The 24,239-nt window shown below is 61.4% G+C and carries 23 protein-coding genes; 5 read left to right on the top strand and 18 right to left on the bottom strand.

The window, feature by feature from the left end:
• Both MU846_RS00390 and MU846_RS00385 read right to left on the bottom strand, forming a co-directional pair.
• The gene (locus MU846_RS00390; protein ID WP_246947134.1) at positions 1 to 504 is read right to left on the bottom strand and encodes a DUF2505 domain-containing protein; all 504 of its coding nucleotides are present in this window, start codon (positions 502 to 504) and stop codon (positions 1 to 3) included.
• Positions 505 to 523: 19 nt separating this feature from the next.
• Positions 524 to 1,639 carry a GGDEF domain-containing response regulator gene (locus tag MU846_RS00385; protein ID WP_246947132.1) on the bottom strand — a complete coding sequence of 372 codons (1,116 nt, stop codon included), beginning with the start codon at positions 1,637 to 1,639 and terminating at the stop codon, positions 524 to 526.
• Between the two features lie 281 nt (positions 1,640 to 1,920).
• Here MU846_RS00385 and MU846_RS00380 point away from each other — a divergent pair, with 281 nt between their 5' ends.
• Positions 1,921 to 3,126 (top strand): saccharopine dehydrogenase family protein, encoded by a 1,206-nt coding sequence (locus MU846_RS00380; RefSeq protein WP_246947123.1) that lies wholly within the window; start codon positions 1,921 to 1,923, stop codon positions 3,124 to 3,126.
• Between the two features lie 96 nt (positions 3,127 to 3,222).
• Here MU846_RS00380 and MU846_RS00375 read toward each other — a convergent pair whose 3' ends face one another.
• From MU846_RS00375 to MU846_RS00360, 4 genes are all read right to left on the bottom strand, one after another.
• Positions 3,223 to 4,239 carry a glutathione S-transferase family protein gene (locus MU846_RS00375; RefSeq protein WP_246947121.1) on the bottom strand — a complete coding sequence of 339 codons (1,017 nt, stop codon included), beginning with the start codon at positions 4,237 to 4,239 and terminating at the stop codon, positions 3,223 to 3,225.
• Between the two features lie 196 nt (positions 4,240 to 4,435).
• The gene (locus MU846_RS00370; RefSeq protein ID WP_246947119.1) at positions 4,436 to 4,897 is read right to left on the bottom strand and encodes a MaoC family dehydratase; all 462 of its coding nucleotides are present in this window, start codon (positions 4,895 to 4,897) and stop codon (positions 4,436 to 4,438) included.
• Between the two features lie 150 nt (positions 4,898 to 5,047).
• Positions 5,048 to 5,890 carry an alpha/beta fold hydrolase gene (locus MU846_RS00365; protein ID WP_246947117.1) on the bottom strand — a complete coding sequence of 281 codons (843 nt, stop codon included), beginning with the start codon at positions 5,888 to 5,890 and terminating at the stop codon, positions 5,048 to 5,050.
• The gene (locus tag MU846_RS00360; protein WP_246947115.1) at positions 5,862 to 6,689 is read right to left on the bottom strand and encodes an alpha/beta fold hydrolase; all 828 of its coding nucleotides are present in this window, start codon (positions 6,687 to 6,689) and stop codon (positions 5,862 to 5,864) included. The genes MU846_RS00365 and MU846_RS00360 overlap by 29 nt, the downstream gene beginning before the upstream one ends.
• Before the next feature lie 138 nt (positions 6,690 to 6,827).
• On the opposite strand from MU846_RS00360, the gene xthA reads away from it, so the two are divergent.
• The 3 genes from xthA to MU846_RS00345 are packed head-to-tail and all read left to right on the top strand — an operon-like array spanning position 6,828 to position 9,290.
• Positions 6,828 to 7,652, top strand: coding sequence for an exodeoxyribonuclease III (gene xthA, locus MU846_RS00355; RefSeq protein WP_246947107.1), 825 nt, complete (start codon positions 6,828 to 6,830; stop codon positions 7,650 to 7,652).
• On the top strand, positions 7,653 to 8,705 hold the full coding sequence (locus tag MU846_RS00350) for an ion transporter (protein ID WP_246947105.1): 1,053 nt from the start codon (positions 7,653 to 7,655) through the stop codon (positions 8,703 to 8,705).
• Between the two features lie 54 nt (positions 8,706 to 8,759).
• Positions 8,760 to 9,290, top strand: a complete 531-nt coding sequence (locus tag MU846_RS00345; RefSeq protein WP_246948234.1) for a response regulator — start codon at positions 8,760 to 8,762, stop codon at positions 9,288 to 9,290.
• Positions 9,291 to 9,664: 374 nt separating this feature from the next.
• Here the strand turns inward: MU846_RS00345 and MU846_RS00340 are convergent, their stop codons facing one another.
• The 7 genes from MU846_RS00340 to MU846_RS14565 form a co-directional block, all read right to left on the bottom strand.
• Entirely contained in the window at positions 9,665 to 10,924 is a 1,260-nt protein-coding gene (locus tag MU846_RS00340; protein WP_246947103.1) for a cyclic di-GMP phosphodiesterase, read from the bottom strand.
• Positions 10,925 to 11,043: 119 nt separating this feature from the next.
• Entirely contained in the window at positions 11,044 to 11,481 is a 438-nt protein-coding gene (locus MU846_RS00335) for a hotdog fold thioesterase (protein WP_246947099.1), read from the bottom strand.
• A 25-nt stretch (positions 11,482 to 11,506) separates the two neighbouring features.
• A complete protein-coding gene (sixA, locus tag MU846_RS00330) occupies positions 11,507 to 11,977 on the bottom strand; it encodes a phosphohistidine phosphatase SixA (protein ID WP_246947097.1) in 471 nt (156 codons plus the stop codon).
• Between the two features lie 5 nt (positions 11,978 to 11,982).
• Positions 11,983 to 13,008 (bottom strand): NAD(P)H-dependent glycerol-3-phosphate dehydrogenase, encoded by a 1,026-nt coding sequence (locus MU846_RS00325; protein WP_246947096.1) that lies wholly within the window; start codon positions 13,006 to 13,008, stop codon positions 11,983 to 11,985.
• Positions 13,009 to 13,150: 142 nt separating this feature from the next.
• On the bottom strand, positions 13,151 to 13,294 hold the full coding sequence (locus MU846_RS00320; RefSeq protein ID WP_246947094.1) for a DUF1731 domain-containing protein: 144 nt from the start codon (positions 13,292 to 13,294) through the stop codon (positions 13,151 to 13,153).
• A gap of 140 nt (positions 13,295 to 13,434) precedes the next feature.
• Positions 13,435 to 15,072, bottom strand: coding sequence for a hypothetical protein (locus MU846_RS00315; protein ID WP_246947091.1), 1,638 nt, complete (start codon positions 15,070 to 15,072; stop codon positions 13,435 to 13,437).
• Between the two features lie 100 nt (positions 15,073 to 15,172).
• Complete coding sequence (locus tag MU846_RS14565; RefSeq protein WP_306799165.1) at positions 15,173 to 15,295, bottom strand: hypothetical protein; 123 nt, start codon at positions 15,293 to 15,295, stop codon at positions 15,173 to 15,175.
• A 282-nt stretch (positions 15,296 to 15,577) separates the two neighbouring features.
• On the opposite strand from MU846_RS14565, the gene MU846_RS00310 reads away from it, so the two are divergent.
• On the top strand, positions 15,578 to 15,823 hold the full coding sequence (locus MU846_RS00310) for a PA3496 family putative envelope integrity protein (RefSeq protein ID WP_246947089.1): 246 nt from the start codon (positions 15,578 to 15,580) through the stop codon (positions 15,821 to 15,823).
• 238 nt (positions 15,824 to 16,061) lie between these two features.
• On the opposite strand, the gene sucD is transcribed toward MU846_RS00310, so the two are convergent.
• The 5 genes from sucD to MU846_RS00285 form a co-directional block, all read right to left on the bottom strand.
• Entirely contained in the window at positions 16,062 to 16,937 is an 876-nt protein-coding gene (gene sucD / locus MU846_RS00305) for a succinate--CoA ligase subunit alpha (protein WP_246947087.1), read from the bottom strand.
• Entirely contained in the window at positions 16,934 to 18,103 is a 1,170-nt protein-coding gene (gene sucC, locus MU846_RS00300) for an ADP-forming succinate--CoA ligase subunit beta (RefSeq protein WP_246947085.1), read from the bottom strand. Before sucC ends, sucD begins: the two co-directional genes overlap by 4 nt.
• Before the next feature lie 80 nt (positions 18,104 to 18,183).
• Complete coding sequence (gene lpdA, locus MU846_RS00295) at positions 18,184 to 19,626, bottom strand: dihydrolipoyl dehydrogenase (protein WP_246947082.1); 1,443 nt, start codon at positions 19,624 to 19,626, stop codon at positions 18,184 to 18,186.
• A 69-nt stretch (positions 19,627 to 19,695) separates the two neighbouring features.
• Complete coding sequence (odhB, locus tag MU846_RS00290) at positions 19,696 to 20,934, bottom strand: 2-oxoglutarate dehydrogenase complex dihydrolipoyllysine-residue succinyltransferase (protein WP_246947079.1); 1,239 nt, start codon at positions 20,932 to 20,934, stop codon at positions 19,696 to 19,698.
• 34 nt (positions 20,935 to 20,968) lie between these two features.
• On the bottom strand, positions 20,969 to 23,806 hold the full coding sequence (locus tag MU846_RS00285) for a 2-oxoglutarate dehydrogenase E1 component (protein WP_246947077.1): 2,838 nt from the start codon (positions 23,804 to 23,806) through the stop codon (positions 20,969 to 20,971).
• Between the last annotated feature and the right edge of the window lie 433 nt (positions 23,807 to 24,239).

Raw genomic sequence — 24,239 nt, 5'->3', positions numbered from 1 at the left:
TCAGGGATTCGCTTGCAGGTATGCCAGCGTGGCGCGGTAATCCGACTGCAATCCTTTGTCTAGTTGCGCGGCCACGATTGCGGCCAGCTTGCTGCCCACCAGCGGCACGCTGCTGTCTATGGTCAACGCCAGCGTTTGCAGCGCCTCGCCGCCCTCGTCAGCGATGGTCATATGGCCATGCACCTGCACCGGCACACGTCCGATGCTGCAACGCAGCTCGGCGCGGTAAGGCGGCGCCTGGGTGTGCGTCCAGAGAAATTCCATGGTCAGCGCGGCAGATTCGCCGACAAAGCGGCGCGCAAAGCCGGGCAACGGCTTGGCCGAGAGATCCAGCTCGCGAATAATACGCACCAGCAAACCGCGCTCGGTGGGGCCGAAGGCGTCGTAACGGTACTGGCTCGCCCCCGACATTGCGTGCCGTGCATCAAAAAACGGCTTGCTGGTCAGCACCTGAAACAGGCGCGTGGCCGGCACCGCGAAGCTGCGGCATCGCTGCAATTGCATGGCGTGGCTCCCGCTCATCTCACTGCGGTTTACTTTCCAGCATTTCCAGCAACGGCGCCAGTTGCTCGCGCAACGACGAAAGATGCCGGGCCACGTCATCGCGGCGGCCACTGGCAAGCATCGCCAGCGCCTGCTCGACACTGATCGGCGGCGGCGCGAACGGTTCACTGGCCGGCTGCAAAGGCTGTCCCGGCAAACCGCGGCGTACGCCGGCGGGCGTCACTACCTGATCGCCACCGGCCTGGAGGGCGGTGCGCAACACCAGCGCTGCTTCTTCCAGCACCGTGCGTGCCGTCTGACCCGGATGTGGCGATGGCGAGAGCACGCCAATGGATACTGTCAGCGGCAACCGCCGCCCTTCATGCAGCAACTCCGCCTCGCGCACCTGCCGCCACAGCCGATTGGCAAATACACTGGCGCCATCAACATCAGCGCTGGGCAGGCTCACGGCAAATTGCGCCACGCCGATTCGAGCCGCAGTGTCTTCCTTGCGAATCAGACGAGATATCACCTCGGCCACCCGCATCAGCATGGCATCGGCCGCCTGCTTGCCGGCGCGGATAAATAACTTGTTGAAATGATCCACTTCCAGGCGCAGTACCGATAACGGATGGCGATGCCGTGCCGCGAACGCCAGATCCTGTTTCAGCCGGCCCATGAAATAATCCGCATTACCCAGGCCGGTGAGCGGATCAATGGTAACCGCGGCTTCCAGCGTGCGGCGCTCGCGCTGATAACTCGCGTGGGCGCTGGCGCGTGCCAGCAAATCGGTGCTGTTGAACGGTTTGGTAATAAAGTCAGTGGCGCCCAGGCGCAGCGCTTTTTCCCGTGCCGCTTCATCGTTTTCGGCACCGGTGACCACAATCACCGGCAGCCCGGCGATGCCGGAATCATCGCAAGTGCGAATTTTTTCCAGCAGCCCGTAGCCATCCAGCTCCGGCATCGACAGATCGGTGAATACCACCTGAATGCTCTGATCGGCACGAATTGCATCCCAGCCCTGCTTGCCGTGCTCCGCCACCACCACGTCGAATTGGCCACCGAGCATCTTGTGGGCGGCTGTGCGCATCACTCTGGAATCATCGACCACCAGCAAACGCGGCTTTCCCCCAGGGCGGCCGGGTAATTGTTTCATGCTAAACCCCTTGTTCTGCTTCACCCGCTTACCCAGCGGCGGATGAAGCGCGCTCCCTTCCACGAGAGCCTGTGATCGAAACAGCAAGGATACCGTACCTGCGCCAACGTCAGAATGTGACCAGACCGCAAAATATTAAAAAGAAAGCGTTTTTGGCCCGCCCGCAGCCTTGCCACCAGCTCTGGAGCAAGCAGCCGGGCTCCGCCGCTGTAATCTGCTGCGCCAGTGCGGGCGACCCGTTACACTTGCGCCTACCCCGCCCACAAGACAGGAGGTCCTGCGTGCCGCAATCCTCACGTGATTTTGCCATTACCTTGTTCGGTGCCACCGGTTTCACTGGCGGCCTGTGCGCCCATTACCTGGCGCAACATTTGCCCCCTGACACGGCCTGGGCCATTGCCGGCCGCAGTGAACAGAAGCTTGAAGCCGTCAGCGCCGAATTGCGCGAGGCAGGCTATGGCTGCTTGCCGCGCATCATGGTGGCCGATGCCGGCCAGCTGGCCACGCTCACTGCTGTGGCGCAACGCAGCAAAGTGGTCATCTCCACAGTCGGCCCCTATGTCCACTACGGCGAGCCGCTGGTGCGCGCCTGTGTGCAGGCCGGCACGCATTATTGCGATCTCACCGGCGAGCCGGAATTCGTGCACAACCTGATCGCCGACTACCACGTGGAAGCCGAGCGGCAGGGCTGCGCCATCGTCAACAGCTGCGGCTTTGATTCCATCCCGCACGATGCCGGCGCGCTATTCACGTTGCGAGCGCTGCAACAGGCCGTGGGCGGAGAAATCACCGGCCCGGTAGAGATGATCGGCATGGTCACCGCCGCCGCTCGCTTCTCCGGTGGCACCTGGCATTCGGCGCTGACCGCGTTCGGCCGGCCCGGGCCCAACCGTGAAGCAGCACAGCGGGCGCGCCAGGTACTCAATCACGCCTATCCCCGGCGAGCTGGCTCACTGCCCATGCGCCCACGGCGCGACGGGGAAAGCCGCCAATGGCTGATGCCGCTGCCGACCATTGATCCGATGGTGGTGCGGCGCTCGGCACGGGCGCTGACCGATTTCGGCCCGGATTTCCGCTACGGGCATTTTGCCGCCGCAGACAGCCTGCCACGGTTGCTCGGCGGCAGCGCTGGCGTTGCCGCGCTGGTGCTGGGCGCGCAGATCAAACCACTGCGCAAGCGCCTGCTGGCGATGCACGAACCCGGCCAGGGGCCGAGTGAATCGCAGCGTGCAAAAAGCTGGTTCAAGGTACGTTTCCGTGCTCAAGGCATGGGCAAGGAAGTGGTTTGTGAAGTCGCGGGCGGTGATCCGGGCTATTCCGAAACCGCAAAGATGCTGGCCGAAACCGCCATGTCACTGGCGCTGGATCCCGGTATGCCCCACCGCACTGGCGTGGTCACCCCGGTGATGGCGCTGGAAGACCGGCTGATCGAACGCCTGCAAGCGGCAGACATGCGTTTCACTTGCCTGAGCGCCGCTGCCGCTTGATGCAAAGCGCCAGCGGCCGTGCCAAGAGCGCCTGACCAGAGGCGGCTGCGGCTGGATCAAACGTCCGCAGCCCGCCGTCAGCCCCCGCGGGCCGGGCTAGAACGCAGGCAGCCAATCCGGTAGTGGCACTGTTACTGCCGCACGCCGCTGCCGCAGCATGGCCAGAGAACGCGCGTGGTATTTTTGTGGCTGCTGGGTAAACAGGCCGCCCGGCAGCGCAACACTGAAATGTTCCTCGCCCGCCGCTACAGCCTGTTCGTTGGCTTGCGCCCAGGGCAGGTAGTATCCCAGCACCTGCTCGCGCAGCAGCGGCTCAAGATCGGCCAGCAACGCCGCTTCGCTATCAAATTCCGTGTCGGCGTGTGGATTGTCTTTTGGTGCCGACGAGCCGCCTGTGTCTGTTCCCGCTGGCGGGCTGTCCATCCGCGCCAGCCACGCCAGCGTGGCCGGCGCATGTTCCTTCATCAGTGCCGCTGGTGTGGGGTCACTGGCCAGTTGTTGCAGCTGGCCGTAAAGCCCGAAATCCGCGAGGCAAGGGCGTGCTCCGAACAGATATGCCCGTTTCGCCAACAACGGCTCCAGCCGCACCAGCAATTGCCGAAATGACTGCTCGATCAGCGGGCCGGTTTCGGCGCTGCTGCCCACCAGCGACAACCGGGGCACCATTCTTTGCTGGAGAAAGGCGACCATATTCGCCAGTTGCTCATCCGGCTGGCCTGGTAGCTGCTCTCGTGCAATCCGCAGCGCGGCGGAGGCGCAATCTGCCGGCCGGCTCCAGCGGTAATGGAACATCGGCTTGTTCAGCCATTCGTCGGCGTATTCTTCGATCAGCGCCGACAGAAAAGCCAGCAGCGGTGATGCCGGCTGTGTCGGCGGCGCGGGGTGGCGGGCCTCCAGCCATTCGATGATCGGGGTGGAATCCTGCATCACCTCGCCATCGGGACATTGCACCAAGGGCACCAGCGGCAGGCGTGCCAGCGACTGAAATTCCGGCATCCGTTCCATGCTGCGGCCGATCCATTCATGGGGCAGCTGCTTGTAACGAAACCAGCTGCGCACCTTGATCGAATACGGCGACATTTCCAGGCCGTAAATACGATATTGGCGGGTCATCTCTGCCTCCAGTGCACATGCAATGGCGTCAACACGGCAAACGGCCGAAGCGAGACAAAATTGGCCGCCCTGTGCTGCCCCGCCCGCTCGTGCCGATAGTCAGCTCGGCGTTTCCGGCCGCGCTGGCCCGTGGCAGCGCCTGCCGGTGCCGGGTTACGGCGCCGCCTCCTGCTTTTTGACGCCGCGCCGCGTTTTATCAAACGAAGTACATCACCAGCCATTCGGCGATCATCGCCGGCTTGTCCTCGCCTTCGATATCAATCACGTATTCCAGCTTCAGCAGCCACTGGCCCGGCTTGCGCTCGGTCGCGTCAAGCAGAGTCGCGCGCGCTCTGATCCGCTTGTCCACTTTCACCGGCGCCATGAAGCGCAGTTTGTCGAAGCCGTAATTCATGCCCATCTTCAGGCCTTTGGGCATCACGAAGCCCTCGATCGTGCCTTGCAGATGTGGCAGCAATGCCACGGTGAGATAACCGTGGGCAATAGTGGTGCCAAATGGCGTCTGTTTCGCCATCTCCGGGTTCACATGAATGAACTGGTGATCCAGGGTGGCATCGGCGAAGGCGTTGATGCGCGCCTGATCAATCTGGAACCACTCGGAAGCACCCAGCTCCTGGCCGACATAGCTGGGCAGATCAACGGCGTCGATGAGTTTCATGGCACGTCCTCTGGCAATGGGCCGCCGGGCGCACGCACGGCGCCTTTATCGCGGCGAACTCATGAAAGTTACTGTCAATATCCAGCGCGGATAATAACCCGCCTTGCTGCCGCCTCCATGACCTGACACGGGAGGCGGGGACTAATCCGGTCAACGCGCCAGAAACGGGCGGATGGCGGCTGCCACCGTGGCCGCGTCATCCATATGCACATGGTGCCCGCCCGGCACCCGCACTACCTGGATATCAGCCACGTGGGGAATGCGACTTTCGAAGGCACCACTTCCTTCCAGACCATCGGCGGCACCCACCAGCAAGGTTGGCGCCTCGATCGCTTGTAGAAACCCGTGCACCTGCTCCTCGCACAACCGCAACGACGACGGCAGCCGCAGGCGTGCATCCGCTCGCCATGTCCAGCCACCAAAGCCCGATTCCAGGCCGCGCTCGCACAACAGCCGCGATGACGCTTCCGACAACGCGCCCAGGCCCTGACAACGTGCCGCCACTGCATCCTCTATTCGCGAATAGCGCGGCTTGCGCTTGGCGCCGAAACCCTGCATCGCCTGGACCGCCTTGCGCAGTGTCGCGGGTGCCTCCTCCGCCGGTGTGCTCGCCGGGCCGAGCCCGTCCAGAAGCACCAGCGATGCCACGCGTTCAGGAAAGGTGGCAGCAAACATGGTTGCTACACCTGCGCCCATGGAATGCCCGAGCAGCACAAAGCGTGGCCACCCCAGCGCATCGGCGGTGGCCAGCACATCACGCACGTTATCAACGAAATGAACGACCGAGTTCAACGGCCGGGCAGCAGATTTGCCATGCCCCGAGAAATCCAGCGCAAACAGCGGCCGGGAGAGATGGGCTGAAAGTGGCAGGAAGGAGTTGGCATTATCAAGCCAGCCGTGCAAGGCCAGCATCGGCAGCCCTTCCCCCGGCCAGTAACGACCGGCGAGCGGTAGCCCCCAGGCTTCAACCCGCCGTTCCTCCGAAGTTCGCATCCGTAGCACCCTCCAACATCGGCAGCAACGCTTCAAGAATGATCGCAGACGCCGCTGCAGGCTGTTCCAGCGGGAACATATGCCCTCCCGGCGCCATTCGATGAACCATTCCATGGCGGCGCACATGCCGGAGCGCGCATTGTCGGAATGCTGGTTCAGACGATGCGCCGGAAACCACCAGTCCCGGCACCCCCCGTAATGGTGCCAGGCGACCGATATCGCCCGGTGTTGTACGAAAAATATCCACTTCTGTGGCCGGAGCATAACGCAAGCGCCAGCCATCGGCACCTTCTTCGAGACCAGCGTCCAGATAATCTGCCAGGCAACGAGGGTCCAGCCGCTGAAAGAATGGCCGCCGATTGAAATAACCCTCCACCTCGGCCCAGTCGGGCCAGTGTGCACGTCGGCCCAGGCTGCGTCCGGCGGGCGATACGCGGTCGATCATGCCCAACCGCCGGCCCAGATTGAACAATGCTCCCTGCCAGCCGTTGACCAGCGGCGGATCAAGCATCACCAGCGCACTGAACCATTCCGGGCGCCGGTGGGCAACCATGAAGGTCAGCACGCCCCCCAGGGAATGGCCCATGCCCACTAGCGGTTTGGGCAAAGGCTCCATCAGCGCTTCCAGCTCACGCGACGGGCCGATCCAGCCCTGATCGACCGGAAATTGCGGCGTATGCCCAATGCGATCCACCACCTCAAGCTCGAAGTGCGCGCTGAAAGGCTCCAGAAAAGTGCGATAGCTGCCACCGGGAAATCCATTGGCGTGAGAAAAAATCAGGGTCGGGCGTACTGTCATGATCACCTCCAGTGATAGCAGTATAACAATACCCGCCGGACGCCAGCCCTGACCCGCCGGGCGGCAGCTGAGCAATCCGGCCAGGTGGCCGCCCGCGCAGATGGTCCCTACAATAGCCGCGCAACTATGGAGGAAGGCATGAAGCTGGTTTCTTTCAATATCAACGGGATCAGGGCACGGCCTCATCAACTTGAGGCACTCATCAAGCTACACCAACCGGATCTGATCGGGCTCCAGGAAACCAAGGTACCTGATGAACTCTTTCCACTGGAAAGCGTGACTGACCTGGGTTATCACGCTTATTATTTTGGCCAGAAAGGCCATTACGGCGTTGCGCTAGTGACCCGTGAGCCGCTACTGGATGTCCAGTACGGTTTTCCCACGGACGAGGAAGACGCCCAGCGCCGCATGATCATTGGCCGGCTGAAAGCAGCTGACGGCGGAACGGTGACGGTGCTCAATGGCTATTTCCCACAAGGAGAAAACCGTGCGCACCCGATCAAGTTCCCGGCCAAACAGCGTTTTTACGCTGATCTGCAAGCCTATCTCGACAACCACCACACCGCCGACGAACGGCTGGTAGTCATGGGCGATTTCAATATCTCCGCGCAGGATACCGACATCGGTATTGGCGAAGACAATCGAAAACGCTGGCTGCGCGAAGGCAAATGCAGCTTCCTGCCTGAAGAGCGTGAGTGGTTTCAGCGCCTGCTCGGCTGGGGGCTGATCGACAGCTACCGCGTACAACACCCGGAAAGCGCGGATCGTTTCAGCTGGTTCGATTACCGCTCGCGCGGTTTCGAGAGAGATCCCCGGCGCGGCCTGCGCATTGATACCGTGCTGGCCACTGCACCGATGATCGAACGCCTGCAGGAAACCGGCATTGATTACGACCTTCGCGCCATGGAGCGTCCGTCCGATCACTGCCCGGTGTGGGCAAGCTTCGATCTGCAGGCGCGCTGAATGGCTATCCACGTCCACCCGGAGAAGCTGAAGCACTCACCGTTGCTTGACCGCCTCGGCTTCCTGCTGGACGTGGGTATGGTCGCACTGGTGATCGCCAATCTGGCACTGATCCTGTTCGACTGGCTGTTTGCAGTTCATCTGATTCAGGCGGTGCTGGAGCGCCACGCACCGGGATTTTTTGTCTTTTATCGCGACACCATTCATGCGGATTTTGTTTTTTATGATCTGCTGTTTGTGAGCGTTTATCTGGCTGAATTTCTGATCAGCTGGGCAGTTGCCGTCTCCCGGCGCACGTACCATCGCTGGTTCTTCTATCCGTTTGTGCGCTGGTACGACCTGTTGGGCTGCATTCCGGTGGGCGGTTTCCGCTGGCTGCGCATACTGCGCCTGATCAGCCTGCTCTATCGCCTGCAACGGCTCGGCATTATCGATCTGCGCGATACGCTGCTGGGCCAGACCGTGATCAAGTATTACCGCGTGCTCGTGGAAGAAGTTTCCGACCGTGTGGTTATCAACGTGCTGGAAGGCGCGCAGCGGGAAATCAGTCAAGGCAGCCCACTGGTGCAGCGTATCGAGCACAGCGTGCTGCAACCGCGCAAAGCCGATCTGGTGGAATTTCTGGTAGATCGCATCACCCATGCGGCGGAAGCCACGCATGGCGAATATCGTCAGGCGCTTGGCAATTATCTGGGCCGGCTTACCGATGATGCCCTGACACGCACTCGGGCCGGCGCACGGCTGGCCGCCATACCGGTTGCCGGGCCACGAGCCGTTGCCCTGCTCGGCGAGAGCGTGCGCGATATCGGCACCGCACTGGTGGATCAGTTTATCGACGACCTCACTGCACCCACGCATCGCGCCCGACTGGATCAGCTGACCAGCGATCTGATCGGCCATGTTGCTGCACGCCGCGACGGCAGTCTGGATAGCCTGGTGCGCGCAACCCTGATCGACATCCTGGAAGAAGTGAAAAAAGAAGTGGCTGTGAAGCAATGGAAGCTGGATGAGCAGCAGATCACAGGGCATCCGGCCGAGCCCGGCGTAGAATGAGCACGCACGTCGCAATTTCCCTGCCGCCTTGCATTCGGATGGGCCATGTCTGAGATGGATAACACATTACTGGCGGAGCAGGACAATACTCCCCTGCCCCGCGCTTGCGTATTGCTTGTTGACGATACGCCGGAAAACCTCGTTGCCATGGAAGTGGTGCTGGAAGACCTCGATTGCGACCCTGTCAGTGTCACCTCAGGGCAGGCCGCGCTGCGTGAGTTGCTCAAGCGTGACTTCGCGCTGGTGCTGCTCGACGTACAAATGCCCGGCATGGATGGCTTTGAAGTCGCCCAGCTGATGCGCAGCCATCAGCGCACCAGCACGGTGCCGATCATTTTTGTCACCGCCATTTCCAAGGAAGAACGCTTCATCCGGCAAGGTTATCTTGCCGGCGCGGTCGATTATCTGTTCAAGCCCCTGGCCCCGGACGTGCTGCGGGCAAAAGTGAATTTCTTCCTGCAACTGGATCAGCAAAAGCGCCGCCTGGAAGCCAAGCTGGCACGCAGCCGCGCATCCCGCGAGGCCCTGTTCGCCGCCTACGGTGATCTGTTGCCGGAAGGTGCCGAGCGCGATTTTCAGCCCTGAGCCGGCGCCTGAGCACAGCACCACTGTACGAGCATCCCGCGCCCTTTGCGCGAGCGATTGAGATAGCGCCGCAGCGGAAGGAAAGTACCACAGAATCAGGGACGCACCGAGGGAAACAAACCGAAGGGAATAAAAAGTATCGACGGGAATAAATGTACCGCAGGAAATAAAACACGCGCTGACAATAAATAAAAAGTAGCGGAGCCAAATGCAAGCAGCACACGGCCTGCGGAGGCTTCAGGGGAAATGGCGGCGCATGGAAAACACCGCCGGGAGCCAAAGCCCGCCGCAGCGAAACAGATCATCACCGGGAAATAAAAATCAGCACAGAAACCATGAGCGTGGCAAGCGCGCAGCCTCAGCCGGCGCGGCGATCAGACGGCGTTGATCTGCACATTCGCCAGATCCATGCCCGCACCACCCCGGCGCAGGCAGCTGGCCACTGACAGCGGCCGGCCTTCGGCGTCCTGCTGCACAGCCAGCAGATCAATAATCCTGGGCCTTGCCAGTGGCTGCCCATTGGCCTCGGCCACCACCATGACCTGTGGCCGCAACCGGCGAGCCGGGTTCTGCGCGACAACTACCCCCGTCTGCCCGGTGGAAAGCTCCACGGCGGTGCCGGTCGGATACACGCCGATAGCCTGAATGAACTGCTCCACCAACGCACCCTGGAAGCCGGTGTCGCGTTGCTCGTACAGCAACGACACTGCTTCGGTAGCGGTGCGCGCCGGCGCCCAGGGGCGTTCGCTGGTGATGGCGTCGTAGCTATCGACGATCCCGGCGATACGCGCCAGCAGCGGAATCTGTGTGCCGCTGAGGCCAAACGGATAGCCACTGCCATCGTGCCGCTCGTGGTGATACTGCACCACCGCCAGCATTTGCTCATTGATGCCCGCGCTGTGCTGGAGCAGTTCGACACCGTAATCCACGTGGCGACGCATGGCGGCCCAACCTGCTTCATCAAGCGGCTCGGGGCTGTTCAGCATGGCACGCGGCAAGCGTGTCTTGCCCACATCCATCAGCAACACGCCGGTGGCGAGATTTTCCAGCACATCCTTCGGCAAGCCGAGATGCCGGCCAAACACCGTAGCGAGAATGGAGCTACGAATGGCATGGGCATAGCCGTAGCTGCTGGCATCCTTGATCCGCGCCAGCCAGACCATGGCATCAGGGTTGCGCAGGATGCTCTGCACCATCACCGTGGCGGCCTTGCGTGCCACGCGCACGTTCAACCCTTTGCCGGCGCGCAAATCGTTGAACAGGTGGATGACAGCACGGGTGATCTCCCGGTGATACAGGGTCGCCGCCACTACTTCCTGTTTCAGTGGCTGCGTTACTGCATATTTCACCGGAGTGAACTTGCCCAGCCCGCCGCGAATGCGCGGCTGTTGCTGTACGGGTGTAGCGGGGGCCGCCGCACGGGGGTGCGTCACCGGATCAAGGGCAACTTTACCAAGCTGGCGGTCGATATAAACGTGGCGGCACCAGTGCTGCAACTGCTGGAGTTCTTCACGGGTGCGCAGGTGAAAGCCTTGCAGCGGAAAAGGGGTTTCGATCCATGGGCGATCCAGCTCGGCCACATACATGCCCAGCTGTAAATCCGCAGTGCTGATTCGCTCTGTCCTGATCGCCATGATGGAAGCCTGCTGGCGCCCCGCCCACTAATGATTAAGTACCAATACTAATACAATGGCTCAGCCCTTGGCATGCCAAACGTATCACAATTGCCCGCTTTGCCTTGCCGCCGGGCGGCTCAGGGCGACGAGCGGTCATGTGCCAGCACTGCCAACGTCAGGCGCGCAATACAGACCGGCTTGGCTGCCTCGTCGCTAATGCGGATTTCCCACACCTGGGTGGTGCGCCCGATGTGGATCGGGCTGGCGACGCCCGTGACCAGCCCGGCGCGCACCGAGCGCAGGTGGTTGGCGTTGATATCCAGGCCCACACAGTAGTGCGTGGCGGGGTCAACGCAATAATTTGCCGCCATGCTGCCCAGCGATTCCGCCAGCACCACCGAGGCCCCGCCATGCAGGATGCCCATCGGCTGGTGGGTGCGCCGGTCCACGGGCATGGTGCCAGTGATGCTGTCCTCCCCCACTTCCGTCACGGTGATCCCGAGCACGCCGTTGATCGTCTCGGCCTGCCAGGCATTGATACGGTCGATATCCACCGGCACACGCCAGATTGCCATTTGCCTTCTCCTTTCCGCGGCTGCCTCAGAGCGCCTCACCGGGCGAGCGCAGCCATACCAGCCGGCCACCAGCCGCGACCGGCACGTCGATATCCAGCAGCGCCACTGCGCCCACACTCATGGGCACCCGTGCCTCGGCACCATCCACCAGCCTGCCCACCAGCAGTGATACCAGCGGCATATGGCTTACCAGCATCATGCCATCACGCAGTGGTTCGCTCAGCAGCCAGTCGAACACCTCTTGCGGTCGGGCCTCCGGCACCAGCAGCTCTGTCGTGCGTGCCACCTTGCCGTTGAACACGCCGGCGATTTCCTGGGCTGTCTGCACCGCACGCACATAGGGGCTGCTGATGATGGTGGTGGGTGCTTCGCCCCTCGCCGCCAGCGCTTGCCACAGGCCGCGCACATCACGGCGGCCGCGCTCCGTGAGCGGGCGCTCTGCATCGGAGCGGCTTGCCGGCTCCGCTTCGCCATGCCGTACCACATACAGACGCATAGGGATCAATCTCCGCCCATGGTGAATTCGACATCATGATTATGTTCGCCACGCATCAATCCCGCGATCACCTGTTCCAGTGGCTGGCCCTCGAACAGGATCGCGTAAAGGCCGGTGGCCAGCGGCATATAAATGCCCTGCTGCCGGGCTCGTTCGGCCACCAGCCGCACGGTATTCACACCTTCGGCGGTCTGCCCCAGCGCCGCCACGGCCTCGTCCAGTGATTTACCCTGGCCGATCTGATAGCCCACCCGGTAATTGCGCGACAGGCTGGAAGACGCCGTGACGATCAGATCGCCCACCCCGGCAAGGCCGAGAAACGTTAACGGACTGGCGCCCATCTGCACCGCAAAGCGGCTCATTTCGGCCAGACTGCGCGTAATCAACAGGCCGTGGGTGTTGTCGCCCACGCCCACTGCTGCGGCCATGCCAGTGGCGATTGCATAAATGTTTTTCAGCGCGCCGCCCAGCTCCACGCCGAACATGTCGCTACTGTCGTAGACGCGAAAATAATCACAACTGAGCGCGTCCTGAACGCGCTTGCAAAGCTCCGCATCGGCGCTGGCAATCACGGTGCCGGTGAATTTTCGCTCGGCGATCTCGCGGGCCAGATTCGGGCCACTGAGCACACCCACCCGCGTATGCGGCCATTCGCGCTGCAACAGCTGGCTCATCAGCAGAAAACCATCGGCGTGAATGCCTTTGGTGCAACTGATCGCCAGCGTGCCTTCGGGGATATGGTCCCGCGCCTGGTCCAGCACCTCCATGAACGCCTTGCTCGGCACTGCCATGAACACCATGGTCGCGCCGGTCAGGCACTCGATCAGGTCTTCACTGGCTTGCATGCCTTCGGGCAGCTCCGTGCCCGGCAGGTAGCGCGGGTTTTCCCGCTCGTTATTGATGACCGCCGCTGTTTCGGGATCGCGCACCCACAGCCGCACCTGATGCCCGTTTTGCACCAGGATTGAAGCAATGGCCGTGCCGAAGCTGCCACCCCCGAGAACTGCCGCGACTTCCGGTTGTTGTGTCATGAGCGGGCGCTGCCTCTTCAGATTGAAATCGGGCTGGAATCGGGCCGATGCCCTTTGCGAAGCCCTGCGCCGGGATATGCACGTGCGGCTATCAGGCTTCGCCACCAGCGCGCATCATAGGTATCCCCTGGCTGGCTCGCAATCAAGTGCTCGCCGCCAGCAGATCGGCCAGAGCAGGCTCGATCTCGCGAAAACGAAAGGCAAAACCCTGTTCCGGCAGCCTTGCCGGAAGCACTTTCTGACCACCAGGCAACAGCCCTGACATCTCGCCCGGAGCCAGCTTCAACGGCAACGCCGGCTCGCGCAGCCCGTTTGGCCGGCGCGGCCAGCGCCCGACAGAACCGAGCGCGAGTTACCGGCCTTGCGCCACCGCGTTATAGACACCGCTGGCGGCCGACAAACCCGTACCGCCAGTAACCAGGATGTTCATGGGCGAACCACCTGCTCCAGCGCAGCGACCTCCTCGGGCCGGTAGTAGTATTCCAGCGTACCGGAACCGACTGGAACCTCAAGCGTGAGATGCGCAGCGGTGACGCGGCTCAACACTCCAGTGCGGCTACGGCCGTCGTGCCCGGTTATGCGCACCATCCGGCCGATCAGCCCGGCGTAGGGGGACGGCTCCGCTAGCGCACTGTCGTCGGTACTTTCACCGGCGTTTCCACTGATATTTCCACGGGTGCTCTCACCGGCGTTTTTCCCGGCTGGGCTGGCGTCAGTGGACGGGCGCCGCGCCCCATCGCTGATCAGCACCTGCTGGCCGTTCGCCAGGCGCAGCCCGTACAGCTCCGGCTGCTCGACGAAATATTCCAGCGTGCCGCTGCCCAGGGTTGTTTCCAACAGCAAGCGATTGCGCTCCAGGCCGCGCACGATGCCTTGCTGTTGCGGGGCCGCAGCCTCTCGCAATACCGTCACCTGCTGGCCCCTGTAACGCCCCAGCTCAGCAAACGTCACCGTGATCGAAGCCGGCACCTCCGGCGTATCGTCGCGGCGCTCCGGCCGACGCACCTGCGGTGCGCGCACGTCTGCCGTCTCGCCCGGCTCCAGCACCACCACCGCCACATTGCCAGGCCGCATCACCCAACCCACTTCCGTGCGCTCCATGTGCAATGTGCGCTCCTCCACACGGCCGTTCGTCAAAGCGATTCGCACATGGCTGGTGCCTGTACCCTCCCGGCGGCGCATGGTCGTGCCGAGCAGCTCCGTCTGGCGGATCATGCCGGCCGGAAACTGGCTTGCCAGGTACTGCTCTGCCAGATAATCCAGCGTATCCGGATGATCAAAACGCAAGTCCACCTGCCCATCCACATAGCGCAGGCGGTTGGTGTGCGCGATGAATTCACCCGAGAGAAAACTGCGCTCGATATCCGGTAGCAGCAGTTGCAGAAAACCTTTCAGTTGATAACGATCCAGCGGCGCCAGATGCAGCTCCATGCGATAGCCGCCTGTGATGATGCGCGTCTCCGGTAACTCCTGCCCCGCTGGCAGCCAGGACAAGTGGATTTCGGGGGCCTGTTCGTCACCCGGCCGCACATAAATCGTTTTGCGTTCGTGCACCGGCAGCGGGTCTTCCGGGAGCAACACACGCACCTCAAGTTCGGGAATAAAACCTTCACCCTGCTGAGCACTGAGCACTCCGTCTACCAGCTCGACCCGCTGGTAATGAAAATGCTGGCCGTTCACACGTCCGGTCAAATGCGGATTGGCGTCATTGCGGATAGCCAGCAGGATGGCCTCCTCGGAGCCAATATAGGAGTTCAGCTCCGCGTGCTGGCTACCCGCCATCGTTGCGGAGGTCGGGGTGCCGAACAACCGCTGCGGATGGCTCAGCAGTAGCGGGTCACGCGCCACCATCAGCCCCGCGCCGAGCAGTATCAAGGCCAGGCCCAACACGCGCAGCAGCGCAGCCCAGCCGATCTCTGCCCAGTTTTCCTGCACATAGCCCAGCCCCACACCAGGCAACAGAAACCAAAGCGGCGAGTAGCCCCGGCCGGCGGCGTCGCGCATCAGCGCAGCCGTACCGAGCAGCAGCCCCGTTATCCCCACCAGCAGCATTGCTCCGGCCATCAACGACGTTCCCCCCATGCCTGCTTCAGCCTGCTTTGTCTCGTTTCTATTCTTGTTCAGCGCCGGCATCGACAAGAGTCAGGCCGCTCTCCGGCACACTCTACAAAGCAATGCCGGCGCTGGCCAGAATTGCTCGCACCGGGCGGCGCCAGTGCAGCGCCATGCAGCCTGTCATGACACCCTCATGGCACCCTGCCATCACCGAAAAACGCAGTGCTTGCACGGCAACGCATCCTGCATCGTACCCCGTTGGCCGGCAACAATATCCCGCAAAACACTCGCCCGCTATGGTGTATGCCGCATCTACAGCGAGCCATTGCTCACGAACTGTCCGGCACCGGGGAAAAAGTGCTTGTCAGAAGGGAAAACCGACGGTATACAGGCGCTGTGGGCTTCCCTGCGGGAGCCCACGGCAATACCGATTGCTCTGCCGGAACCTGGATCAGGTAGCTGGCAATCACACAGTCACGCTTGTTGTTGAGTGGGCAACGCAGGAGGGTCTGCAATGGCCGATCATCACACTGACCGGGATTATGATGATGAAACGGATGATGCGCTGATGAACGACGATATCGAGTTTCTTGACGAAGATGACTCCGAGGAAGAGCGGGACGAACCGGCACCACGCAGCCGTGCCTTCAACCTCGACATGAGACACCGCATCGAGGATCGGCTGGAACAACGCCGCCTTGCGCGAGAACTCAGTGATTATGAATTCTTTGATCTGGACGACGACGACACGCTCCATTGAACGGGTCGTAGCCAGCGCGCCAGGATAGCGCGCTCCGTCTTTCCCGACAGAAGAAACCGGCCTCGTGCCGGTTTTTTTATGGGCTCAGCTTGTGGCGACTGGATGGCGTCCCCTCGGCCGGCAGCCCGCGTCAGGCGACGTGACCGCACGAACAAGTCAGGCATGAAAAACCCTCCGCCCGGCTAGCAGGCGGAGGGTTCTCGTACGCAGGCTGGCCGTTGCCGGCCAGCAGACGCTGTTACCAGCCTGTCAGTTCTTTCAGTGCCAGGCCGATCTGCGCCGGGTTGCGAACAGTCTTCACACCGGCGGCTTCCAGCACGGCAAACTTTTCATCTGCCGTACCTTTACCACCCGCGATGATGGCACCCGCGTGGCCCATGCGCTTGCCAGCAGGGGCCGTCACACCGGCGATGTAGGAGACTACCGGCTTGGTGACGTGCTCCTTGATGTAAGCCGCGGCTTCATCTTCGGCAGTGCCACCGATTTCGCCCACCATGATGATCGCTTCGGTTTGCGGGTCATCCTGGAACAGCTTCAGCGCATCAATGAAGGTGGTGCCCGGAATCGGGTCACCGCCAATACCGATACAGGCGGACTGGCCAAAGCCCAGCGCGGTGGTCTGGTGTACCGCTTCGTAGGTCAGGGTGCCGGAACGCGACACGATGCCCACTTTGCCCGGCTGGTGGATATGCCCCGGCATGATGCCGATCTTGCACTGGCCCGGCACGATGATGCCGGGGCAGTTCGGCCCGATCAGGCGCACGCCTTCCTTCTGCTCGATGTATTCCTTCACATACAGCATATCCAGTGACGGAATACCTTCGGTGATACAAACAATCAGTTCGATACCCGCGTCAGCCGCTTCAATGATGGAGTCTTTGCAGAATGCAGCCGGCACATAGATCACCGACGCCGTTGCGCCAGTGGCTTCCACCGCTTCACGCACGGTATTGAACACCGGCAGGCCGAGGTGCGTCTGGCCGCCCTTGCCCGGCGTGACTCCGCCAACCATCCTGGTGCCGTAAGCAATCGCCTGCTCGGAATGGAAGGTGCCTTGCGAGCCGGTAAAACCCTGGCAGATGACTTTGGTATCTTTGTTAATCAGTACGCTCACGCTGCACCCCCGACTGCCTTGACGATCTGCTCGGCGGCGTCATCGAAGCCGCTGGCCGCAATCACGTTCAGATCACTTTCTGCGAGTTTCTTCGCACCCAGCTCGGCATTGTTGCCTTCCAGGCGCACCACGACCGGCACTTGCACGCCAACCTCTTTCACTGCAGCAAGAATACCGTCAGCGATCAGGTCGCAGCGTACGATGCCGCCAAAAATATTCACCAGCACGCCCTTCACCTGATCATCGGAAAGGATGATCTTGAAGGCTTCGGTAACGCGCTCCTTGGTAGCGCCGCCGCCCACATCCAGGAAGTTGGCCGGGGCACCGCCCTTGAGCTTGATGATGTCCATGGTGGCCATCGCCAGCCCGGCGCCGTTCACCATGCAACCGATGTTGCCTTCCAGCGCCACATAGTTGAGATCCCATTCGGCAGCACGGCGCTCGCGTGCGTCTTCCTGAGTGGGATCATCCATTTCGCGCAGTGCCGGCTGGCGATACAGTGCACTGCCGTCGATGCCGATCTTGGCATCCAGGCAATGCAGATTGCCTTCCGGCGTCACCACCAGCGGGTTCACTTCCAGCAGTGCCAGGTCTTTTTCCTCGAACAGCTTTGCAAGGCCCATGAAAATTTTCACGAACTGCTTGATCTGATCGCCTTTCAGGCCGAGCTTGAACGCCAGCTCGCGGCCCTGGAACGGCTGCGCGCCTACCAGCGGATCAATGGTGGCCTTGAGAATCTTGTCCGGTGTTTCTTCCGCGACGGTTTCAATGTCCATGCCGCCTTCGGTAGATGCCATGAACACCACGCGACGCGTGGCGCGGTCTACCACCGCACCCAGATACAGCTCATCTGCAATATCGGTGCAGCTCTCCACCAGAATTTTCGAGACGGGCTGGCCGTGCTCATCGGTCTGGAAGGTGACCAGGCGCTGGCCCAGCCACTTCTTGGCAAATTCAGCCGCTTCTTCAGGGCTCTCCACCAGCTTCACGCCACCAGCCTTGCCTCGGCCGCCCGCGTGTACCTGGGCTTTTACCACCCAGCGATCGCCGCCAATTTCCTTCGCCTTGGCCGCTACTTCTTCAGGCGTGTCACAGGCATAGCCTTTGGACACCGGCAGCCCGTATTCAGCAAATAGCTGCTTGCCCTGATACTCGTGCAGGTTCATGTGCAGTTTCCGTCGTCATAAACACGTTGAAAACAAGCCGGCCCGCGCCCGCCTTGCGGCAGCGCGCCCGGCTTCCCGGATTACTTCTTGCGCCGCCGCTGGGCGATGTGAATAGCCCGATAATCCGCAGCAAGCGCTGCCTCGTGCACTGTCTCCGACAGTGTCGGGTGGCTGAAGACCATCAACTGCAAGTCTTCAATGGTGGAGCCGAATTCCATGGCGATCACCCCCTGCTGGATCAGCTCGGAGGCTTGCGGGCCGACCACATGCATACCCAGCACGCGATCGGTTTTCTCATCCACCACGAACTTGACCAGCCCTTCGGCATCCGCCGCAGCCAGGGCCCGGCCATTGGCCGCAAACGGCACCACGCCTGTCTTGTACGCTTCACCGGATGCCTTGGCCTCTTCTTCGGTCTTGCCGACCCAGGCCACTTCGGGGTGGGTATAAATCACGGAGGCAATGGCATCGTAGTTGATCTGGGTGTGCTCACCCGCGATCACATCCGCCACCATCACACCTTCTTCCAGTGCCTTGTGCGCCAGCGCCGGGCCACGCACCAGGTCGCCGATGGCATACACGCCGGGCACGTTGGTGCGGCACTGGCCATCCACGTAGATATAATTGCGCTCGTCCAGCGATACGCCTGCGTCGGCCGAAAGCAGCTCTTCCGTCACAGGGCGACGACCCACCGCAACGATCAGGCGATCAAAGGTTTCCTGCTGATCGCCCTTGGCATCGGAATAGGACACCGTGACTTTCTTGCCTTTCACTTCGCTGCCGGTTACCCGTGCACCGAGGCGGATATCCAGGCCCTGCTTCTGAAAAATTTTCAGCGCTTCTTTCGACACCTGCGCATCGACTGCCGGCAGGAACTTGTCCACGGCTTCCAGCACGATCACTTCCGCGCCCAACCGTGCCCAGACACTACCCAGCTCCAGGCCGATGACGCCAGCGCCGATCACGCCGAGGCGCTTGGGCACACTGTCGAACTCCAGCGCACCGGTGGAATCCACCACCAGATCATCTTTCAGCGGCGCAACACCGATATTCACCGGCACGGAGCCAGCCGCCAGAATGACGTGCTCGGCTTCGAGGATTTCCGCCTCTTCCTTGTCGTTGGCGGTAAATTCCACTTGCTTGTTTGCCAGCAGCCGCCCGGTGCCTTGCAGCCAGGTCACTTTATTGGCCTGGAACAACGCACTGATGCCGTTGGTGAGTTGCACCACCACGTCATCCTTGCGCTTTTGCATCTGCGCGACATCAAGCTTCACCTTGCCCACTTCAATGCCGTGCGCGGCCAGCTTTTCGTTGGCTTCGAGATACTTCCAGGAGGAATCCAGCAGCGCCTTGGAGGGAATGCAGCCCACGTTGAGGCAGGTACCGCCCAAGGCCGGCTTGCCGTGCTTGTTGATGCGCTTTTCAATACAGGCGGTTTTCAGGCCCAGCTGCGCAGCACGAATCGCCGCTGCGTAGCCACCGGGGCCACCTCCGATCACGATTACGTCGTATTTCTCGCTCATCATCTTGTCCTTGCGATCCAGCGCCGCGCCAGGACGGCGCGGCGGGTCATCAGAAGTCAGCCGCGGCTATCAGATATCCAGCAGCAGGCGTGCCGGGTCTTCGATGAAGTTCTTCACTGCGACCAGGAATTGCACCGCTTCCTTGCCATCAATCAGACGATGGTCATAGGAAAGGGCGAGGTACATCATCGGCAGGATTTCCACCTTGCCGTCTACCGCCATCGGACGCTCCTGGATCTTGTGCATCCCCAGGATTGCTGTTTGCGGCGGGTTCAGGATCGGCGTCGACAGCAGCGAACCGAATACACCACCATTGGAAATGGTAAAGGTGCCGCCGGTCATCTCGTCGATGGAGAGCTTGCCGTCACGCGCCTTGTTGCCGTATTCGATGATCTGCGTTTCCACCTCGGCGAGGCCTTTCTGGTCCACATCACGCAGCACTGGCACGACCAGCCCGCGCTCGGAAGAAACCGCGACGCCGATATCGTAGAAGCCATGATAAACGATATCGTCGGCGTCGATGGAGGCATTCACCGCCGGGTAGCGCTTGAGTGCTTCCACACAGGCGCGCACAAAGAAGCTCATGAAGCCCAGCCGCACACCGTGCGCCTTTTCAAATGCACTCTGGTAATCCTTGCGCATCTGCATGATCGGTTTCATGTTCACTTCGTTGAAGGTGGTGAGCATGGCGGCCGTCTGTTGCGCTTCCACCAGACGCTGGGCGATACGCTTGCGCAACCGCGTCATCGGTACGCGGCGTTCTTCACGCTGCCCCGGTGCAGCCGGTGCTTCTGCGGCGGCTGACTGCGGGGCCGGCGAAGCCGCGCTCGAACGTTTCGCGTCTTCACGCTCCTTGAGCGCCTTTTCAACATCTTCGCGGGTGATCCGGCCGCCCTTGCCGGAGCCCTTGATCGCTGCCGCATCCAGGCCGTGCTCGCTGATCAGCTTGCGTGCGGCCGGGCCGGCAACAGCGTCCGCCTCTGCGCCGGCGTCGTCCGCATCTGCGCTCGCTGCCTGCTCACCCTGCGCTTCAGCGGCAGGTTTGGCGGCAGCAGCAGCCGGCTTGGCGCCGCCCGCCTCCAGAATGCCGAGTACTTCTTCGCTCTCAACGGTCTCGCCTTCGCCCTTGAGAATTTTGCCCATCACGCCGTCCGAGGCAGCCACCACCTCCAGCACGATTTTGTCCGTTTCAATGTCGACCAGCAGCTCATCGCGTTTCACCGCGTCGCCTTCCTGTTTGTGCCAGGTGGCAACGGTGCCGTCTGCTACCGATTCCGGAAATTGTGGCGCCTTGATTTCGATTGACATGTTCTGCCCTTGGTCCCGAGTTTGATTCTGCTTGTTACTGCTCGAAAGCGTCCTGTACCAGCTTCTGCTGCTGCGCCACATGTTGTGACATCAGCCCCGCTGCTGGTGCTGCCGCCGAAACACGGCCGGCATAACGCAGGCTCAGCTTCGGATTGAGTCGCCCGATCACATTACGCATGTGATGCTGGCTGCAATACCAGGCGCCCTGGTTCATGGGCTCTTCCTGGCACCAGACTACCGTCTCCAGATTACGATATTGCTCGATCACCTCGTAAAGCTTCTCTTCCGGGAACGGATAGAGCTGCTCCACCCGCACGATGGCGGTATCAGTGATCTCGTCGGCTTCTCGCTTCTCCAGCAGATCGTAGTAAACCTTGCCGCTGCACAGGATCAGCCGCTTGATGCTGGCCGGATCGTCCACCAGAATCTGCTCGCCCAGCACGGTCTGGAAGCGGCCCTCTGCCAGCTCTTCCAGCGAAGAAGTGGCGCGCTTGTGGCGCAGCAGGCTCTTCGGGCTCATTACCACCAGTGGCTTACGCAACGGGCGGATCACCTGGCGCCGCAACAGATGGAAAATCTGTGCCGGCGTGGTGGGCACACAAATTTGCATATTGTGTTCGGCACACAACTGCAAGAAACGTTCCAGACGCGCAGAAGAATGCTCCGGCCCCTGCCCTTCGTAACCGTGCGGCAGCAACAGTGTCAAACCGCAGATCCGTGCCCACTTCGCCTCGCCGGACGAAATGAACTGATCGATCACGACTTGCGCACCGTTGGCGAAATCACCGAACTGGGCTTCCCAGATCACTAACGCCTTCGGCGTGGTGGTGGCGTAACCGTATTCGAACGCCAGCACTGCTTCCTCGGACAACAGCGAGTCGTAAATCTCGAAGCGCGGCTGATCCTCGTAGAGGTGTTTCAGCGGCACATACGATTCGCCATTCTTCTGGTTATGCAGCACTGCGTGGCGGTGTGAAAAAGTGCCACGCCCCACATCCTGACCCGTCAGGCGTACCGGAAAGCCCTGGTCGAGCAGTGTGGCGTATGCCATGGTTTCGGCATACCCCCAGTTGATGGGCAACGCGCCGGCTGTCATCTTGCTGCGGTCTTCGACAATTTTCTTCACCTGGCGCTGGGCCACCATGCCTTCCGGCAAGGTTTCCAGTTGCGCCGCCAGCGCTTGCATCTTCTTCAGCGGGAAACCGGTGTCCCAGTCATCGACCACCTCATGGCCGATATAAGGAGACCAGTCGACGAACAACGCCTTGTTCGGCTCGCGCACCAGCGCCTGCACAACGTGCAGTCCCTGGTCGAGCATACTGCGGTACTGTTCGGCCATCTCCGTGCTTGCGTCTTCACTCAGCACGCCTTCCTTGATCAGCCGCTCTGCGTAGAGCGTACGCGTAGTCGGGTGCGACTTGATCTTTTTGTACATCAGCGGCTGTGTTGCCGACGGCTCGTCCGCTTCGTTGTGGCCCAGGCGGCGGTAGCAGATCAGATCGATGACGACATCTTTTTTGAACTGCATCCGGTAATCCATTGCCACCTGCGTGACAAAGAAGACCGCCTCGGGATCATCGCCATTGACGTGGAAAATAGGTGCCTGCACCATTTTTGCCACATCAGTGGAATATTCGGTGGAACGTGCATCTTCGCGGCGGCTGGTGGTAAAGCCCACCTGGTTGTTGACGATCACGTGAACAGTGCCACCGGTCTTGAAGCCGCGGGTCTGGGACATCTGGAATGTCTCCATCACCACGCCCTGGCCGGCAAACGCGGCATCACCGTGGATCAGCAACGGCACCACCTGATCGCCATTGGCATCGCTGCGGCGGTCCTGACGAGCCCGCACCGAGCCTTCCACCACCGGCGAAACAATTTCCAGGTGCGACGGGTTGAACGCCATCGCCAGATGAACTTCGCCACCCGGTGTTTGCACGTTGGAAGAAAAACCCTGGTGATATTTCACGTCGCCGGAACCACGCTCGTTGAAGGTCTTGCCTTCGAACTCGCCGAACAGATCCGCCGGGCTCTTGCCCAGGGTATTCACCAGCACGTTCAAGCGGCCCCGGTGGGCCATGCCGATAACGATCTCCTTCACGCCATAGCTACCGGCACGCTGAATCACTTCATCCACCAGCGGGATCAGCGACTCACCGCCCTCGAGGCCGAAGCGCTTGGTGCCCGGATAACGGCTGCCCAGGTACTTTTCCAGCCCTTCGGCGGCGATCAGACGCTCAAGAATATGGGTACGAATATCGGCGCCATACTGCGGATGGCTGCGCACGCTCTCCAGCCGTTGCTGGATCCAGCGCTTCTCCGCAGTATTGACGATGTGCATGTACTCGGCACCGACTGAGGTGCAATAGGTGCCGCGCAAGCAATCGACGATCTCGCGAAGAGTTGCTTCCGGCTTGCCGATGAACAGGTTACCGGTCTGGAATACCGTCTCCAGATCCGCCTGGCTCAGGCCGTGGTGGGCCAGTTCCAGATCAGGTACCTGCTCCCGCTCCATCAGGCCCAACGGGTCGAGGCTGGCGACCTGATGGCCCCGGTTGCGGTATGCCGCAATCAGGTGCAATACCCGCACCTGGCGCCGCTCATGCTCAGTGCTGACAGCACCGGCACCGAACTTCTGCACACGGGAACGGTTTTTGGCTTGCAACAGGAAGTATTCGCGAATCGCGCTGTGCGGCAGGTCGGATTCGACGCTGCCCTCGACGCTCGGCAATTTTTCAAAGTACGCGCGCCAGTCCTCCGGCACCGCGTTGGGATCAGTCAGGTAGGCTTCGTACAGTTCATCAACATAGGCCGCATTGCTGCCCCCGATGTGAGAGGACGCCAACTGGCGCTGCATGGAACTGTCTTGCATCGTGTCTTGTTCCTTCTCGGGAGAAGGAGCCGGCCCCCTGGCCAGGTGTTCGCAGGGGGATCGCCCGTTTCCCGCGTTTAGATTACAGAGACGGCGCCTTGTAAGCGCCGACTCTCCCGATACATTTTTTGCGTCCGGGGGATGACCCCAGACGGCCCTCAGTGTAGCCACTTTGGCGCCGGATTGTTAGACGCAAAAGGCAAAAAATTTGACAACCACTTGTTACTCAAGGTGAACCTACGCCAGTATCAGGCCAGCGTCCACCTTAGTGTCATGGGGGCACCCGTCGAATTTACAAGGGCTATTGCCGCCCGTCTGTCGGAACCTGTCTCGTGCAGCGTCACACTGACAGCGATTCGCCCGTCGCCATAGCGGGGCGGCGCAAGCAACCGGGCCGGAATGCCCTTCGCCATCGTGCTGCTTTGCTGGCGGT

This window comes from Alcanivorax quisquiliarum (assembly GCF_023051175.1).
Lineage (GTDB): Bacteria > Pseudomonadota > Gammaproteobacteria > Pseudomonadales > Alcanivoracaceae > Isoalcanivorax > Isoalcanivorax quisquiliarum.
This window is presented reverse-complemented; position numbering and strand designations above follow the sequence as displayed.

What these genes read in the sequence shown, in the direction of transcription:
- MU846_RS00390 (WP_246947134.1), bottom strand. Translation starts at nt 504, where the DNA reads ATGCAATTGCAGCGATGCCGCAGCTTCGCGGTGCCGGCCACGCGCCTG.
- MU846_RS00385 (WP_246947132.1), bottom strand. Translation starts at nt 1,639, where the DNA reads ATGAAACAATTACCCGGCCGCCCTGGGGGAAAGCCGCGTTTGCTGGTG.
- MU846_RS00375 (WP_246947121.1), bottom strand. Translation starts at nt 4,239, where the DNA reads ATGACCCGCCAATATCGTATTTACGGCCTGGAAATGTCGCCGTATTCG.
- MU846_RS00370 (WP_246947119.1), bottom strand. Translation starts at nt 4,897, where the DNA reads ATGAAACTCATCGACGCCGTTGATCTGCCCAGCTATGTCGGCCAGGAG.
- MU846_RS00365 (WP_246947117.1), bottom strand. Translation starts at nt 5,890, where the DNA reads ATGCGAACTTCGGAGGAACGGCGGGTTGAAGCCTGGGGGCTACCGCTC.
- MU846_RS00360 (WP_246947115.1), bottom strand. Translation starts at nt 6,689, where the DNA reads ATGACAGTACGCCCGACCCTGATTTTTTCTCACGCCAATGGATTTCCC.
- xthA (WP_246947107.1), top strand. Translation starts at nt 6,828, where the DNA reads ATGAAGCTGGTTTCTTTCAATATCAACGGGATCAGGGCACGGCCTCAT.
- MU846_RS00350 (WP_246947105.1), top strand. Translation starts at nt 7,653, where the DNA reads ATGGCTATCCACGTCCACCCGGAGAAGCTGAAGCACTCACCGTTGCTT.
- MU846_RS00345 (WP_246948234.1), top strand. Translation starts at nt 8,760, where the DNA reads ATGGATAACACATTACTGGCGGAGCAGGACAATACTCCCCTGCCCCGC.
- MU846_RS00340 (WP_246947103.1), bottom strand. Translation starts at nt 10,924, where the DNA reads ATGGCGATCAGGACAGAGCGAATCAGCACTGCGGATTTACAGCTGGGC.
- MU846_RS00335 (WP_246947099.1), bottom strand. Translation starts at nt 11,481, where the DNA reads ATGGCAATCTGGCGTGTGCCGGTGGATATCGACCGTATCAATGCCTGG.
- sixA (WP_246947097.1), bottom strand. Translation starts at nt 11,977, where the DNA reads ATGCGTCTGTATGTGGTACGGCATGGCGAAGCGGAGCCGGCAAGCCGC.
- MU846_RS00325 (WP_246947096.1), bottom strand. Translation starts at nt 13,008, where the DNA reads ATGACACAACAACCGGAAGTCGCGGCAGTTCTCGGGGGTGGCAGCTTC.
- MU846_RS00315 (WP_246947091.1), bottom strand. Translation starts at nt 15,072, where the DNA reads ATGGCCGGAGCAATGCTGCTGGTGGGGATAACGGGGCTGCTGCTCGGT.
- MU846_RS00310 (WP_246947089.1), top strand. Translation starts at nt 15,578, where the DNA reads ATGGCCGATCATCACACTGACCGGGATTATGATGATGAAACGGATGAT.
- sucC (WP_246947085.1), bottom strand. Translation starts at nt 18,103, where the DNA reads ATGAACCTGCACGAGTATCAGGGCAAGCAGCTATTTGCTGAATACGGG.
- lpdA (WP_246947082.1), bottom strand. Translation starts at nt 19,626, where the DNA reads ATGAGCGAGAAATACGACGTAATCGTGATCGGAGGTGGCCCCGGTGGC.
- odhB (WP_246947079.1), bottom strand. Translation starts at nt 20,934, where the DNA reads ATGTCAATCGAAATCAAGGCGCCACAATTTCCGGAATCGGTAGCAGAC.
- MU846_RS00285 (WP_246947077.1), bottom strand. Translation starts at nt 23,806, where the DNA reads ATGCAAGACAGTTCCATGCAGCGCCAGTTGGCGTCCTCTCACATCGGG.